This window comes from Streptomyces sp. NBC_00080 (assembly GCF_045041255.1).
GTDB classification, from domain to species: Bacteria; Actinomycetota; Actinomycetes; order Streptomycetales; family Streptomycetaceae; genus Streptomyces; species Streptomyces coriariae.
Genome location: NZ_CP108235.1, coordinates 7051192 through 7065783, shown reverse-complemented (window position 1 = coordinate 7065783; position 14592 = coordinate 7051192). Strand labels below are relative to the sequence as shown.

Below are 14592 nucleotides of genomic sequence, written 5' to 3'. Positions count from 1 at the left end.
CCTAGTGCGTCCGCCGGGCCCGCTCCGGGGGTGGCCTGCCCTTACAGTGGAGTGGGGTTCTCGGCGTCTTGGGGGTGCGGGCGTGGCGAACGGCGGGCCGGTCGAGCACGGGTACCCGCACCTGGAGACGGTGCGGGCGGCTGTCACGGCGTTGTACAGGCGGTTGTCGTACGACACCATCCACCAGTTCACGTCGAGTGTGGTGTCGGCGGACGTGGCGTTCTGTGACACCGACGATCTGCATCTGGGGGTGCAGCGGGTGGCGCGTGAGCTGGTGCGGCACTTCCGGTTGCCTCAGGCCCGGATGATCGTCGCGTTCCGTGCGATGGAGCATGCGGCGAACGTCGAACTCACGGCGGGTCCGGAGTACTTCGTCGAGCTGAACGACCGGTTCCGTACGCATCGGCGGGACATCGGCGCGGCTTTGGCGCACGAGATCATGCATGTCTATCTGCATCGGGTGGGGCTGGCGTTCCCGGGGACGCGGGACAACGAGATCCTGACGGACACGGCGACGACGTATCTGGGGGCGGGCTGGCTGTTGCTCGACGCGTACCGGGAGGACGCGGCGTCCTCGCAGAAGCTGGGGTATCTGACTCCGGAGGAGTTCGGGTACGTGCTGGCGAAGCGGTCGCTGGTCTTCGGTGAGGATCCGTCGGTGTGGTTCACGAGTGCGCAGGCGTACACGGCGTACGGGCGGGGTTTCGAGCGGGCCCGGCATGACGAGCGGCAGCCTCCGCTGACGGCGGCGGGCTGGGTGGGGCGGCGGCGTTACGCGCGCGATCGCCGGCATGCCCAGGACCATCCGTCGGTGGCGGCCCCGGACGGCCCGTACAGCTTCGCTCCGGACTCGCCGGGGGCGTTGCGGGTGACGTTCGCCTGTCCTACCTGTCACCAGCGGATCAGGGTGCCGGTACGGGGCCGGGTCAGGGCGCGGTGCGCGTTGTGCCGGACGGTGCTGGAGTGCGACACGTAGGTGGGCCGTGGTCAGGCTCGCGTCCCGGGTGCGTGGGTTTCAGGGGGCCTGGGTCCCGTACACCGGGCCCGGTGGTGTCGTGTGCGTCAGTAGTTGCCGTACGGCCTCGCCCGCTTCGGCGGCGGTCCACCGGGCTCCTTTGTCGGTGGTGGGTCCCGGCTGCCAGCCCTCCATGACGGTGATCCGTCCGCCGTCCGCTTCGAAGACGCGTCCGGTGACGCCCTGGCTCGCGGCGGAGCCGAGCCAGACGACGAGCGGGGAGACGTTCTCGGGGGCCATCGTGTCGAAGCCGTTGTCGGGGGCGGCCATGGTCGCGGCGAAGACGGCCTCGGTCATGCGGGTGCGGGCGGCGGGGGCGATCGCGTTGGCCTGGACGCCGTAGCGGGCGAGTTCGGCGGCGGCGACGAGGGTCAGGGCGACGATCCCGGCTTTCGCGGCGCTGTAGTTGCCCTGTCCGACCGAGCCGAGCAGTCCCGCGCCGCTGCTGGTGTTGATGATGCGGGCGGTGGGTGGGCGGCCCGCCTTGGTCTCGGCGCGCCAGTGTGCGGCGGCGTGTTTCAGGGTGAGGAAGTGTCCTTTGAGGTGGACGCGCAGGACGGCGTCCCAGTCGTCGTCGGCCAGGTTGACGAGCATGCGGTCGCGCAGGAAGCCGGCGTTGTTGACGAGGGTGTCGAGGCGGCCGTAGGTGTCCAGGGCGGCGTCGACGAGGCCGGCGGCGCCCTCGGGGGTGGCGATGTCCCCGTCGTGTGCGACGGCTTCGCCGCCGGTCGCGCGGATCTCGTCCACGACCCGCCCGGCGGGGCTGTGGGCGCCGGGTGTGCCGTCGAGGCCGACGCCGAGGTCGTTGACGACGACCCGGGCGCCCTCGGCGGCGAACGCGAGCGCGTGGGCGCGTCCGAGGCCGCGTCCGGCGCCGGTGACGACGACGACGCGCCGGTGGCAGATTCCGCTCATCTCACGTCTCCTTGTTGGCGGTTGCGGCGTCGAGGAAGGCGGGCCGTTCGCCGCCTCCGTGCAGGAGCAGGCTCGCCCCGCTGATGTAGCGGGCGGCGTCGGAGGCGAGGAAGACGGCTGCGGCGCCCACGTCGGCGGGGAGGGCGAGCCGGCCGAGCGGGACGGTGCGGGCGACGGCTTCGACGCCGTCCTCGCCTCCGTAGTGGAGGTGGGTCAGTTCGGTGCGGACCATGCCGACGACGAGGGTGTTCACGCGTACCCGGGGCGCCCATTCGACGGCCATGGAGCGGGCGAGGTTCTCCAGGCCGGCCTTGGCCGCGCCGTAGGCGGCCGAGCCGGGCGAGGGGCGGCTGCCGCTGACGCTGCCGATCATCACGATCGAGCCGTTCGCGTGCTCGAGGTGGTCGTACGCGGCGAGGGAGACGGTCAGTGGTGCGAGGAGGTTGAGTTCGATCACGCGCGCGTGCCGTGCGGCGTCGGTGTGCGCGAGGGGGCGGTAGGGGGCGCCGCCGGCGTTGTTGACGAGGATGTCGAGCCGGGGCAGGTCGGTGAAGAAGCGCTGTACGGCGTCGGTGTCCCGTACGTCGAGCGGTATGAACTCGGCTGTTTCGAGGGGGTGTTCCGGTGGCCGGCGGGCGCAGACCACGACGTGGGCGCCCGCGCGGGCGAGGGAGCGTGCGATGCCGGCGCCCACTCCGCGCGTGCCGCCGGTGACGACGGCGACCTTCCCGTCCAGCTCCATTCGCTGCTACCTTCCACCTAACAAACGTTTGGTGGAAAGGTAGCTGATGCTTCCATGGGTGTCTCCACCTCGTCCCCGGAAAAGGGGCCGGACCAGGGAATCGCGCTCGTCACGGTCGACTTCCCGCCGGTGAACGCGCTGCCGGTGAGCGGCTGGTTCGCCCTGGCCGACGCCCTGCGCGCGGCCGGCCGTGATCCCGGCACCCGGTGTGTGGTGCTGGCCGCCGAGGGGCGCGGGTTCAACGCGGGCGTGGACATCAAGGAGATCCAGGCGCAGGGGCCGAGCGCGCTCGTCGGCGCCAACCGCGGCTGCTTCGAGGCGTTCGCCGCGGTGTACGAGTGCGAGGTGCCGGTGGTGGCGGCGGTGCAGGGCTTCTGTCTGGGCGGCGGCGTCGGCCTGGTGGGGAACGCGGACGTGATCGTGGCGAGCGAGGACGCCGTGTTCGGGCTGCCGGAGCTGGACCGGGGCGCCCTGGGCGCGGCCACGCATCTGTCCCGGCTGGTCCCCCAGCACCTGCTGCGCGCCCTGTACTACACCTCGCGCACGGTCACGGCGGCCGAACTGCACGGGCACGGCTCGGTGTGGCGGGTGGTGCCGCCGGGCGGGCTCCGCGCGGCGGCCCTGGAGCTGGCCGGCGAGATCGCCGCGAAGGACGGTGAGCTGCTGCGTCTGGCCAAGGCGGCCATCAACGGCATCGACCCGGTCGACGTGCGCCGCAGTTACCGCTTCGAGCAGGGCTTCACCTACGAGGCGAGCGTCGGCGGGGTGGCCGACCGGGTCCGTGACACCTTCGGAAGGGACGGTGACTGAGTGAGCGCCGACGCCGACAAGCCCACCGGCACGAGCGGAACCGACAGGGACGACACGACCGACAGGGCAGGCAGAAACGACAAGTTGCTGTCCGCGGACGAGGCGGTGTCCCGGCTGCGCAGCGGGATGACCCTCGGCATCGGCGGCTGGGGCTCCCGCCGCAAGCCGATGGCGCTGATCAGGGCGCTGCTCCGGTCGGAGGTCACCGATCTCACCGTCGTGTCGTACGGCGGCCCGGACGTCGGGATGCTCGCCGCGGCCGGCCGGATCCGGAAGCTGGTCACCGCCTTCGTCACCCTCGACTCGATCCCCCTGGAGCCGCACTACCGCGCGGCCCGCGAGCGCGGGGCCTTCGAACTGACGGAGGTCGACGAGGCGATGTTCATGTGGGGTCTGCACGCGGCCGCGAACCGGCTGCCCTTCCTGCCCGTACGGGCGGGCCTCGGTTCGGACGTGATGCGGGTCAACCCCGGCCTGCGGACGGTGACTTCGCCGTACGAGGACCAGGAGACGTTCGTGGCCATGCCGGCCCTGCGGCTGGACGCGGCCCTGGTGCACGTCAACCGGGCCGACCGGCTGGGCAACGGACAGTACCTGGGCCCGGATCCGTACTTCGACGACCTGTTCTGCGAGGCGGCGGACGCGGCGTACGTCAGCTGCGAACAGGTCGTCGACACCGCCGAGCTGACGAAGGCGGCGGCGCCGCAGACGCTGCTGCTCAAGCGGCACACGGTGACCGGGGTGATCGAGGCCCCGAACGGGGCGCACTTCACGTCCTGCGCCCCCGACTACGGCCGGGACGAGGCGTTCCAGAAGCGGTACGCGACGACGCCGTGGCCCGAGTTCGCGGCGCGGTTCCTCGCCGGGGACGAGCAGGCGTACCGGTCGGCCGTCGGGGAGGAGTCATGAGCGAGGGCGTGAGCGAAGGCGTGAGCGGGGGCGTGAGCGAGGTGACGCGTGCCGAGTACTGCGTGATCGCCTGCGCGGAGGCGTGGCGCGGCGCGGGCGAGATCCTGGCCGGCCCCATGGGCCTGATCCCCTCGGTCGGTGCCCGTCTCGCCCGGCACACCTTCGCGCCGGACCTGCTGCTGACCGACGGGGAGGCACTGCTCGTCGGTCTCGACGGCACCGTCGAGGGCTGGCTGCCGTACCGGCAGCATCTGGCGCTGGTCACCGGGGGGCGGCGGCACGTGATGATGGGCGCGAGCCAGATCGACCGGTACGGCAACCAGAACATCTCGTGCATCGGCGACTGGGCGAAGCCCACGCGGCAGTTGCTCGGGGTGCGCGGCGCGCCGGTCAACACGCTGAACAACCCGACGAGTTACTGGGTACCGAGGCACTCCCGGCGGGTGTTCGTGGAGCGGGTCGACATGGTGTGCGGGGTCGGGTACGACCGTGCCGCCGGCGCGCGCCACCACCGCATCCCGCGGGTCGTCTCCGACCTCGGGGTGTTCGACTTCGCCACCCCCGACCGGTCGATGCGGCTGGCCTCGCTGCATCCCGGGGTGAGTGTCGAGCAGGTCCGGGAGGCGACGGGGTTCGACCTCGTGGTCCCGGACGAGGTGTCGCGCACCCGTGAACCGACGGCGGGCGAACTGCGTCTGATCCGCGAGGTGATCGATCCGGGGAACACCCGGGCCCGGGAGGTCGCCGGCTGATGGAGACGGCGCTCACCCGGCTGGTCGGGGTCCGTCACCCGATCGTGCAGACCGGGATGGGATGGGTGGCGGGCCCGCGCCTGGTGTCGGCGGCTGCGGAGGCGGGGGCGCTGGGCATCCTGGCCTCCGCGACCATGACGGTCGACGGGTTGCGGGCGGCGGTGCGCGAGGTGCGGGCGCGTACGGCGGCGCCGTTCGGGGTCAATCTGCGGGCCGACGCGGCGGACGCCGGCGACCGGGTGCGGATCATCCTCGACGAGGGCGTGCGGGTCGCGTCCTTCGCGCTCGCGCCCTCCCCGGAGCTGATCGCGGAGCTCAAGGAGGGCGGGGTGGTGGTCATCCCGTCCATCGGAGCCCGCCGGCATGCCGAGAAGGTCGCCGCGTGGGGTGCGGACGCGGTGATCGTGCAGGGCGGGGAGGGCGGCGGACACACCGGGGACGTGGCGACGACGGTACTGCTGCCGCAGGTGGTGGACGCCGTGGACATCCCGGTCGTGGCGGCGGGCGGCTTCTTCGACGGGCGGGGGCTGGTGGCGGCGCTGGCGTACGGGGCGGCCGGGGTCGCGATGGGCACCCGGTTCCTGCTCACCTCGGACTCGCCGGTCCCGGACGCGGTGAAGGCCCGCTACCTGGCGGCGACGGTCCGGGACGTCACCGTCACCCGGGCGGTGGACGGCCTCCCGCACCGCATGCTGCGCACCGCTCTGGTCGACGCCCTGGAGGACGCCGGCCGGGCCACGGCCCTGGTGCGGGCGGTGCGGCACGCGGCCGGCTTCCGCAGGTTGTCCGGCCTCAGCTGGCGGGAGATGGTCCGCGACGGCCTGGCCCTGCGCCACGGCAAGGACCTCGCCTGGAGTCAGGTACTGCTGGCCGCGAACACCCCGATGATGCTCAGGTCCGCGATGGTGGAGGGGCGTACGGACGCCGGGGTGATGGCCGCCGGGCAGGTCGCCGGGGTGATCGACGACCTGCCGTCGTGCGCGGAGCTGGTGGCCCGGATCATGCGGGAGGCGGCGGAGACGCTCGCCTCCCTGGACCGGCTGGAAGCCGCTCGTTGACCGTCACCGGTGTGGTCGCCACAACCGCTCGTTGACCGTCGCCTTCGTGGCGGTCACAGCGGCCCGACGACCGTCACCTTCGTGGCCGCTCACAACCGCTCGATGATCGTCACGTTGGCCTGCCCGCCGCCCTCGCACATGGTCTGCAGGCCGAACCGGCCGCCGGTGCGCTCCAGTTCGTGCAGCAGGGTGGTCATCAGCTTGGCGCCGCTCGCGCCGAGCGGGTGGCCCAGGGCGATCGCGCCGCCGTTGACGTTGACCTTCTCCGGGTCCGCGCCGGTCTCCTTCAGCCAGGCCAGGACGACGGGCGCGAACGCCTCGTTGATCTCGACGAGATCGATGTCGTGGACCGAGAGCCCGGTCTTCTTCAGGGCGTGCGCGGTGGCCGGGATGGGAGCCGTCAGCATGCGGATCGGGTCCTCGCCGCGGACGGAGAGATGGTGCACGCGCGCGCGTGGCGTCAGGCCGTGCTCGCGCACCGCCCGCTGCGAGGCCAGCAGCAGGGCCGCCGCGCCGTCGGAGACCTGCGAGGAACAGGCGGCGGTGACGGTCCCGCCGTCGATGACGGGCTTCAGCGCGGCCATCTTCTCCAGGGAGGTGTCCCGGCGCGGCCCCTCGTCGGCGGTGACCTGCCCGAGGGCGACGGTCTCGCGGGCGAAGCGGCCCTCGTCGATCGCCCGCACCGCGCGCCGGTGCGAGCGCAGGGCGAACTCCTCCTGGTCCTGACGGCTGATGCCCCACTTCGCGGCGATCATCTCGGCGCCGGCGAACTGGTTCACGGGCCGGTCCCCGTACCGCGCGCGCCATCCCTCGCTGCCCGCGAAAGGGCCCTGGGTGAAGCCGAGGGGCTCGGCTGCCTGCCGGGTGGCGTAGGCGATCGGGATCTGCGACATGTTCTGCACCCCGCCCGCGACCACCAGGTCCTGGGTCCCGGACAGCACGCCCTGCGCGGCGAAGTGCACGGCCTGCTGCGAGGAGCCGCACTGCCGGTCCACGGTCACGCCCGGCACCTCCTCGGGGAGCCCGGCGGCCAGCCAGCAGGTCCGTGCGATGTCCCCGGCCTGCGGCCCGACGGTGTCCAGGCAGCCGAAGACGACGTCCTCGACGGCGGCCGGGTCGACCCCGGCCCGCGCGACGAGCTCCTTCAGCACATGCGCGCCCAGGTCGGCCGGATGGACCGTGCTCAGTCCTCCTCCGCGCCGCCCGACGGGCGTACGGACCGCTTCGACGATGTAGGCCTCGGCCATGTCAACTCCCTCACAGGAAAGGGCTATTCACGTACGGCGATCCCGTCCAGCACCATCGACAGGTACTGCCGGGCGATCTCCTCCGGACTGTGCTGTCCGCCGGGCCGGTACCAGGACGCGGCGACCCACACGGTGTCGCGGACGAACCGGTAGGCGAGGCGGATGTCGAGGTCGGTGCGGAAGACCCGGTCCGTGACGCCGCGCTCCAGCGTGGACAGCCACGCCTTCTCGAACCGGAGCTGTGACTCGGCGAGGAACGCGAACCGTTCCTGCACCACGAGCTGCTTGCTCTCCTTCTGGTAGATCGCGACGGCGGCGCGGTGCCGGTCGATCTCCCGGAAGGACTCGGTGACCAGGGCCGCGAGCGTCTCCCGGGGTCCGAGCTCGGCGCCCAGGACGGTGTCGTAGCCGTCCCAGAGCTCGTCGAGGAAGGTCCGCAGGATCTCCTCCAGCATCGATTCCTTGGAGTCGAAGTGGTAGTAGAGGCTGCCCGCGAGCATGCCCGCGTGGTCGGCGATCTTCCGGACGGTGGTGGCGTTGTAGCCCTGTTCGGCGAAGACCTCGGCGGCGGTGTCGAGGAGTTCACGGCGACGCGCGGGCGCCGCGGTCACCTGGGGCTTCTTCTTGGTCGGCACGAGCACATTGTCGTCTGCTCCGGCCGTCAGGCGTGCTGGCCGCTGACGGAGACGACCTCGCCCGTCATGTACGAGGAGTAGTCCGACGCCAGAAAGACGATCACGTTGGCCACCTCCCAGGGTTCGGCGTACCGCCCGAAGGCCTCACGGGCGGTGAGCTCCTCCAGCAGTTCGGCCGAGGTCACCTTCACCAGGTGCGGGTGCATGGCGAGGCTCGGCGAGACGGCGTTGACCCGTACGCCGTACCCGGCCGCCTCGATCGCCGCGCAGCGGGTCAGTGCCATCACGCCCGCCTTCGCGGCGGCGTAGTGCGCCTGTCCGGCCTGGGCGCGCCAGCCGACGACGGAGGCGTTGTTGACGACGACTCCCCCGCCGGTCTCCCGCATCAGCCGCAGGGCGGCCCGGGTGCACCGGAAGGTTCCGTTGAGCGTGACGTCCAGGACGCGTGACCACTGCTCGTCCGTCATGTCGACGAGTTCGCAGGTCCCGCCGAGGCCCGCGTTGTTGACGACGACGTCCAGCCGCCCGTGTTCGCGCACGGCGGTGTCGAACAGGGCCCGTACCTGGCTGTCGTCGGTGACGTCGCACGGCAGGGCGGCCACCGACGCCTCGCCGAACTCGGCGGCCAGTTCGGCCTGGTACGCCTTGAGCCGCCGTGCGTGGGCGTCGCTGATCAGCACGCGCGCGCCCTCCTCCAGGAAGCGGCGCGCGGTCGCTCCGCCGATGCCCGCGCCGGCCGCCGCGGTGATCACGGCGCTGCGGCCGTCGAGCAGCGCGTGCCCGGGAACGTACGGCGGACCCTCGACGTTCTTCATGACGGCACGCTAACCTACCAAACACTTGTTAGGGAAGAACGCGCGCACGAGGAGGACGCCCGTGGACCTCGCACACTCCCCCGCCGACGAGGCGTTCCGCGCCGAGGCCCGGGCCTGGTTGCGCGCGCGGGTGCCGTCCGGGCCGTTGCCCTCCCTGGAGACCGCCGAGGGCTTCGCGGCGCACCGCGCGTGGGAGGCCGAACTGGCCGCGGCCGGCTGGTCGGTGGTCAACTGGCCGACGCGCTACGGCGGGCGGGACTGCGGGCTGATGCGCTGGCTGGTCTTCGAGGAGGAGTACTACGCGGCGGGCGCCCCGGGCCGCGTCAACCAGAACGGCGTGAGCCTGCTCGCCCCCACCCTGCTCGACCACGGCACCGAGGAACAGCGGGCCCGGGTCCTGCCCCCGATGGCCACCGGCGAGGTCGTCTGGGCGCAGGCCTGGTCGGAGCCCGAGGCCGGCTCGGACCTGGCCGCGCTGCGCGCCCGGGCGGTCCGTGTGGCCGGCGGCTGGCGGTTGAGCGGCCAGAAGACCTGGTCCTCGCGCGCGGCCTTCGCCGACCGCGCCTTCGGCCTGTTCCGCACCGACCCCAACGCCCCGAAACCCCATCTGGGCCTCACCTACGTCATGTTCGGCCTGCGGGCCCCCGGAGTCACCGTCCGCCCCATCGGCCGCCTGGACGGGAAGCCTGCGTTCGCCGAACTGTTCCTGGACGAGGTGTTCGTGCCGGACGAGGACGTGATCGGGGAGCCGGGCCAGGGCTGGCGGATCGCGATGTCGACGGCGGCCAACGAACGCGGGCTCACCCTGCGCTCCCCCGGGCGCTTCCTCGCCGCGGCCGACCGCCTGCACGCCCTCTGGGTGGCCAGGGGCAGTCCGGAGGCCACCGCGGCCCGCGTCGCCGACGCGCTGATCGGCGCCCGCGCCTACCAGTTGTTCACCTACGCCGCCGCCTCCCGCTTCCTCGCCGGGGAGCGGCTCGGCCCGGAGTCGAGCCTGAACAAGGTGTTCTGGTCGGAGTACGACATCGCGCTGCACGAGACGGCGCTGGATCTGCTCGGCGCGCAGGACGCGGAAGGGGAGGCGGCCGACACCGAATGGTCCGAGGGGTACGTCTTCTCTCTGGCCGGCCCGATCTACGCGGGCACGAACGAGATCCAGCGCGACATCGTCGCCGAGCGGCTGCTCGGCCTGCCGAGGGGACGCCTTCGATGACTTCGCCCAGGCCGGCTCCGCCGGCGATGCGGTTCCTGCTGGACACCGAACAGCGGGCGTTCGCCGCTTCGCTGGACGCGATGCTGAGCGCGGCCGACACCCCGGCCGTGATCCGCGACTGGAGCCGGGGCGAGCGGGCGAGCGGCCTCGCCCTGTGGTCGCGGATCGCCGAGGCGGGTGTGTTCGCCCTGGCCGTCCCGGAAGCGTACGAGGGGCTGGGGCCCCGGCCGGTGGAGCTGGCCGTCGCCTTCGTCGAGCTGGGACGGCACGCGGTGCCGGGCCCCCTGGTGGAGACGGTCGCCGCGGCGGCCCTGTTGCTCGATCCGGGCCCCGCCGAGCGGTTCCTGCCCGCTCTGGCCGCGGGCAAGTCGGTGGCCACGCTGGCGCCCGAGGGCTCGTACGCCCTGGACGGTGAGGCGGCGGCCTTACGGCTGGCATTGGCCGCCGACGGCCTCCGGCTGGCCCCCGGGCACGGTCCGGTACGCACCTCCCTCGACCCCGCCCGCCGCCTCACCCGCCTGCTGCCGGGCGGCGAACTCCTCACCCGGGACCCGCCCGTGCACCATGCCCTGTGCTGGGCCCGTCTCGCCACCGCCGCGCAGGCTCTCGGGGTGGGTCTGGCGCTGCTGGAGCGGACCGTGGCGTATGTCGGGCAGCGCGTGCAGTTCGGCGTCCTCGTCGGCTCGTTCCAGGCGGTCAAGCACCGGCTGGCGGACGCGAAGATCGCGTTGGAGTTCGCCCGCCCCCTGGTCCTGGGCGCCGCCGTGACGATGAGCCCGGCGGATGTCGCCGCCGCGAAGGTGAGCGCCTGCGAGGCGGCGTACGCGACCGCGCGCACCGCACTCCAACTGCACGGCGCGATCGGCTACACGGCGGAGTACGACCTCTCGCTCTGGCTCACCAGGGCCCGCGCCCTGCGCACGGCCTGGGGCACCCCGGACGACTGCCGGGCGGAGGTCCTGCGCGGCCGCGGCCGGACCCCGCGTCTGCGGCGTGATCCAGACGACAGGACCTAGCCTCAGCCGGTCACCTTGGCGACGAACGCGGCGAGGTTCGCCACGGTCCGCCCGATCTTCTCCTCCAGCGTGATCGTCTCGGGCAGGCGGGCCCCGACGCCCGCGTCCCGCTTGCCCCGCACATACAGCGAGCAGGCGAGGTCGCTGCAGATGTATGCCCCCACCGAGTTGCCCTGCTGGCCGGCCTTGCCCGCCTTCGGCGCGACCATCAGCGAGACGCCGCCGGAGTGGGTGGTCAGGCACATCGTGCACATGCTGCGCCGCGCCTGCCACGAGCCCGAGGTGGCGGAGCGCAGCGCGAGGGCCTTCGGCCGGCCGTCCAGCTCCACGGCGAGGTAGGCCCGGTCGGGGGCCTGGGGGTCCCGCCAGCCGAGGTAGTCGAGGTCCTCCCAGGGCCGGTCGGCCAGGTCGCGGGGGACGGCCAGGCGCTTGGCCTCGCCCTTGGTGCAGTTGACGAACGCGGCACGGATCTCTTGCTCGGTGAGCGGCTTCATATAACGCAGGCTAATTTGCCTAAAGCTTTTAGGCAAACGCATAATGGCTATCGGTGGAGAAGTGCGGGGCGAGACGCAGGAGGACGGGTATGGGGCGTGTGGGGCTGAGCACGGATCGTCTGGTCCGGGCGGGCGCGGAGCTGGCCGACGAGGTCGGCTTCGACCAGGTGACCGTCTCGGCGCTCGCCCGGCGCTTCGACGTCAAGGTCGCGAGCCTGTACTCGCACGTGAAGAACTCCGACGACCTCAGCACCCGGATCGCCCTGCTGGCCCTGGAGGAGCTCGCCGACCGGGGCGACCTCGCGCTCGCCGGGCGGGCCGGCAAGGACGCCCTCACCGCCCTGGCCGACGTCTACCGCGACTACGCCCGCGAACACCCCGGCCGCTACGCCGCCGCCCAGCTGCGACTCGACCCCGAGACGGCGGCCGCGAGCGCCGGACCCCGGCACGCGCGCATGACCCGGGCGATCCTGCGCGGCTACGACCTCACCGAGCCGGACCAGACCCATGCCGTCCGGCTCCTGGGCAGCGTCTTCCACGGCTACGTCAGCCTGGAGCTCGGCGGCGGCTTCAGCCACAGCGCCCCCGACACCCAGGAGACCTGGACCCGGATCCTGGACGCCCTGGACGCCCTGCTGCGCAACTGGCCACCCAAGAACTGACCGGAGCGGCAGGCGCGCACGCGGACCGGCATGGTGCCGGCGGGGCCACGGGCGCCGCCGTCACGGGGTGAGGCCGACCACCGCCGTCGGGCCGTGCGCGTGCAGAGTCGCGTCCTCCCCGGTCAGCAGGAGGGCGTCGTGGCGGGCGAGCCGCACCCCGTCGACGTCGACCGACCCGCTTTCGCCGAGGGCGACGATCAGGGCGTGCGCCGCCCGCAGACCGAGCCGGCCGCGTACGACCGCGACGGTCGGGGCCGGGGCACCCCTGCGCCACATCACGTTGAGGTTGACGACGGGCCCGTCCAGCAGCCGGCAGTCGGTGGGCTCGTCGCCGGGGAGGTCCTGGGGCACACAGGCCGCGTCGACGAGCCGTCGCCGTCCGCCCACCGTCAGGTCCATGCCCGCGCCCTCGACCAGCGTCAACGTCCGCTCCACCTCGGGGAACACGGAGAACGGGCCGTCCGCGGCGACCTCGGCGAGGCTGACCCGCCAGGTGAAGTCGGCCATGCCCGCGCCCGCCGGGAAACAGGCGAGCTCACGGGTGACCCCGCCGCCGTTCTTCCAGGCCGTGGCCGCCCGCCCGGCGGCGGGCAGCAGGACGGTCACGAGATGATCCCCTGCGCCCGGGCCGCCCTCAGCCACGTCGGGAACTCCCCGACCAGCCGGTCGTACAGCTCCGCGTCCGACACCTTGCGCGGATCCGAACCGGCATGGAAGAAACCGGCGTTGTCGACCGCCCGCTTCGCCGGTACGGGCAGTTCGTCGAGCTTGCGCAGGAAGTCGAACTGCTTGCTGCTCCGGTCGCCGAAGCCGATGAACTGCCAGAACAGGGGCAGCTTCGAGGCCTTGCACAGATAGCGTTCGGCGGCGAGCTTGTTGATCGGTCCGCCGTCGGTCTGGAAGACGACGAGCGCGGGGTCCTTCGAGCCGCTGTCGAGGTAGTGGTCGATGACGGCGTCCATGGCGAGGTGGTAACTGGTCTTGCCCATGTGCCCGAGCCCGGCCACGATCCGGTCCACCCGACCCAGATGGTCGGCGAGGGCGATGTCGGTGACGGCGTCGACGTCGGTGGAGAAGAAGACGGCCGGCACCCGGCCGTCGTCGTCGAGATGCGCGGACAGGCCCAACACCCGGTCGGCGAGCGCCTGCACACTGCCGTCCTGGTAGTACGGCTTCATCGACCCCGAGTAGTCGACGACGAGATAGACGGCGGCCCGCTGGCCGTCGAGACCGTGCTTGGTGAGGGAGACCCCGGCGCTCTTGTAGAGGTTGACCAGCGCGGGTGCCGTCTCCTGGACCTTGGTGAGACTGATCGCGACCATGGCGCACAGCCTCCCACACCCACCGGCCTTCGCCCTTTTGTTCGTTCGTCGACTAATTAGGATGGAATGACAAGGAACACGACATTCCCGCTCTAGGGTGTCCGGCATGAAACGTGCCGCCGCCCTGGTCTGCGCCGCCGTAGCGTCGACGGTGTATCTGTTCACTCCCGCCCAGCCGACGGCCGTTGTCCAGGCGACCCGGCCGGGCCTCACCGCCCCGACCCAGAAGGAACTGGCCCAGAAGATCGTGGCCAGCGCCGAGAACGGGACGCTGAACTGGCGCAGCGCGTACGGCTATGTCGAGGACATCGGTGACGGACAGGGCTACACGGCGGGACTGATCGGCTTCTGCACCGGCACCCACGATCTACTCACCCTCGTCGAGGGTTACACGCGCGACCACCCGGGCAACGCCCTCGCCCGTTATCTCCCCGCCCTGCGCCGGGTCGACGGCTCCGCCTCGCACGCCGGTCTGGACCCCGGCTTCCCGGCCGCCTGGCGGGCGGAGTCGAGGGTGGCCGCCTTCCGGGCCGCCCAGGACGTCGAGCGCGACCGTGTCTACTTCGGCCCGGCGGTCCACCGGGGCCGGGTCGACGGCCTGGGCGCGCTGGGCCAGTTCATCTACTACGACGCCCTGGTCTTCCACGGCCCCGGCGCGGGCCCGACCAGCTTCGACGGCATCCGGGCGCGCGCCATGCGAGAAGCCCGCACCCCTGCGCGGGGCGGCAAGGAGACCGACTACCTCGACGCCTTCCTGGACGCCCGCCGCCGGGCCATGCTCACCCGGCACCCCGGCATCGACACCTCGCGCGTCGACACCACCCAGCGCCGCTTCCTGAACGAGGGCAACCTCGGCCTGCGCCCCCCGCTGCGGTGGCAGGTGTACGGGGAGACGTACCAAGTGCCGTAGAGCGACCCGTACGCAGACCGGCAGACCGCAGCCGGGCGACAGGCAGACCGGCAGCCGGAGATGAAGGCGGACATGCG

Annotated in this window: 17 protein-coding genes; 9 read left to right on the top strand and 8 right to left on the bottom strand. The window is 72.5% G+C overall.

Annotation, left to right across the window (positions count from 1 at the left end):
- The first annotated feature begins 82 nt into the window (after positions 1-82).
- Positions 83-976 (top strand): hypothetical protein, encoded by an 894-nt coding sequence (locus tag OHU34_RS31440; RefSeq protein WP_230196215.1) that lies wholly within the window; start codon positions 83-85, stop codon positions 974-976.
- Between the two features lie 39 nt (positions 977-1015).
- On the opposite strand, the gene OHU34_RS31435 is transcribed toward OHU34_RS31440, so the two are convergent.
- Positions 1016-1930, bottom strand: a complete 915-nt coding sequence (locus tag OHU34_RS31435; RefSeq protein WP_142263723.1) for an SDR family oxidoreductase — start codon at positions 1928-1930, stop codon at positions 1016-1018.
- Between the two features lies 1 nt (position 1931).
- Positions 1932-2672, bottom strand: coding sequence for an SDR family oxidoreductase (locus tag OHU34_RS31430; protein ID WP_142263725.1), 741 nt, complete (start codon positions 2670-2672; stop codon positions 1932-1934).
- A gap of 54 nt (positions 2673-2726) precedes the next feature.
- Here OHU34_RS31430 and OHU34_RS31425 point away from each other — a divergent pair, with 54 nt between their 5' ends.
- From OHU34_RS31425 to OHU34_RS31410, 4 genes are all read left to right on the top strand, one after another.
- Entirely contained in the window at positions 2727-3482 is a 756-nt protein-coding gene (locus OHU34_RS31425; protein WP_142263726.1) for an enoyl-CoA hydratase family protein, read from the top strand.
- Between the two features lie 84 nt (positions 3483-3566).
- Complete coding sequence (locus OHU34_RS31420) at positions 3567-4391, top strand: CoA transferase subunit A (protein WP_268267509.1); 825 nt, start codon at positions 3567-3569, stop codon at positions 4389-4391.
- Entirely contained in the window at positions 4388-5143 is a 756-nt protein-coding gene (locus OHU34_RS31415; RefSeq protein WP_405769484.1) for a CoA-transferase subunit beta, read from the top strand. The genes OHU34_RS31420 and OHU34_RS31415 overlap by 4 nt, the downstream gene beginning before the upstream one ends.
- Positions 5143-6201, top strand: a complete 1059-nt coding sequence (locus OHU34_RS31410; RefSeq protein ID WP_405769481.1) for an NAD(P)H-dependent flavin oxidoreductase — start codon at positions 5143-5145, stop codon at positions 6199-6201. Before OHU34_RS31415 ends, OHU34_RS31410 begins: the two co-directional genes overlap by 1 nt.
- Positions 6202-6290: 89 nt before the next feature.
- Here the strand turns inward: OHU34_RS31410 and OHU34_RS31405 are convergent, their stop codons facing one another.
- Genes OHU34_RS31405 through OHU34_RS31395 form a run of 3 tightly spaced genes read right to left on the bottom strand, consistent with a single transcriptional unit; the run spans position 6291 to position 8898 of the window.
- Positions 6291-7448, bottom strand: a complete 1158-nt coding sequence (locus OHU34_RS31405) for an acetyl-CoA C-acetyltransferase (protein WP_142263731.1) — start codon at positions 7446-7448, stop codon at positions 6291-6293.
- Positions 7449-7471: 23 nt separating this feature from the next.
- Positions 7472-8083 carry a TetR/AcrR family transcriptional regulator gene (locus OHU34_RS31400; protein ID WP_142263733.1) on the bottom strand — a complete coding sequence of 204 codons (612 nt, stop codon included), beginning with the start codon at positions 8081-8083 and terminating at the stop codon, positions 7472-7474.
- A 26-nt stretch (positions 8084-8109) separates the two neighbouring features.
- A complete protein-coding gene (locus tag OHU34_RS31395; RefSeq protein WP_020129861.1) occupies positions 8110-8898 on the bottom strand; it encodes an SDR family oxidoreductase in 789 nt (262 codons plus the stop codon).
- A 61-nt stretch (positions 8899-8959) separates the two neighbouring features.
- On the opposite strand from OHU34_RS31395, the gene OHU34_RS31390 reads away from it, so the two are divergent.
- Together OHU34_RS31390 and OHU34_RS31385 are read left to right on the top strand one after the other, a co-directional pair.
- Positions 8960-10111, top strand: a complete 1152-nt coding sequence (locus OHU34_RS31390; RefSeq protein WP_405769476.1) for an acyl-CoA dehydrogenase family protein — start codon at positions 8960-8962, stop codon at positions 10109-10111.
- 26 nt (positions 10112-10137) lie between these two features.
- The gene (locus OHU34_RS31385; RefSeq protein ID WP_405772436.1) at positions 10138-11127 is read left to right on the top strand and encodes an acyl-CoA dehydrogenase family protein; all 990 of its coding nucleotides are present in this window, start codon (positions 10138-10140) and stop codon (positions 11125-11127) included.
- A 2-nt stretch (positions 11128-11129) separates the two neighbouring features.
- On the opposite strand, the gene OHU34_RS31380 is transcribed toward OHU34_RS31385, so the two are convergent.
- Positions 11130-11621: an FBP domain-containing protein gene (locus OHU34_RS31380; RefSeq protein ID WP_142263735.1), complete on the bottom strand. Its 492-nt coding sequence runs from the start codon at positions 11619-11621 to the stop codon at positions 11130-11132.
- Between the two features lie 89 nt (positions 11622-11710).
- Between OHU34_RS31380 and OHU34_RS31375 the strand changes: the two genes are divergently transcribed.
- Positions 11711-12283 (top strand): TetR/AcrR family transcriptional regulator, encoded by a 573-nt coding sequence (locus OHU34_RS31375; RefSeq protein ID WP_142263736.1) that lies wholly within the window; start codon positions 11711-11713, stop codon positions 12281-12283.
- Between the two features lie 60 nt (positions 12284-12343).
- Here the strand turns inward: OHU34_RS31375 and OHU34_RS31370 are convergent, their stop codons facing one another.
- Together OHU34_RS31370 and OHU34_RS31365 are read right to left on the bottom strand one after the other, a co-directional pair.
- Entirely contained in the window at positions 12344-12889 is a 546-nt protein-coding gene (locus OHU34_RS31370; RefSeq protein WP_142263737.1) for a HutD family protein, read from the bottom strand.
- Positions 12886-13605 carry a VWA domain-containing protein gene (locus tag OHU34_RS31365; RefSeq protein ID WP_142263738.1) on the bottom strand — a complete coding sequence of 240 codons (720 nt, stop codon included), beginning with the start codon at positions 13603-13605 and terminating at the stop codon, positions 12886-12888. The genes OHU34_RS31370 and OHU34_RS31365 overlap by 4 nt, the downstream gene beginning before the upstream one ends.
- A gap of 106 nt (positions 13606-13711) precedes the next feature.
- On the opposite strand from OHU34_RS31365, the gene OHU34_RS31360 reads away from it, so the two are divergent.
- Positions 13712-14515 carry a chitosanase gene (locus OHU34_RS31360; RefSeq protein WP_142263739.1) on the top strand — a complete coding sequence of 268 codons (804 nt, stop codon included), beginning with the start codon at positions 13712-13714 and terminating at the stop codon, positions 14513-14515.
- Positions 14516-14592 lie beyond the last annotated feature (77 nt).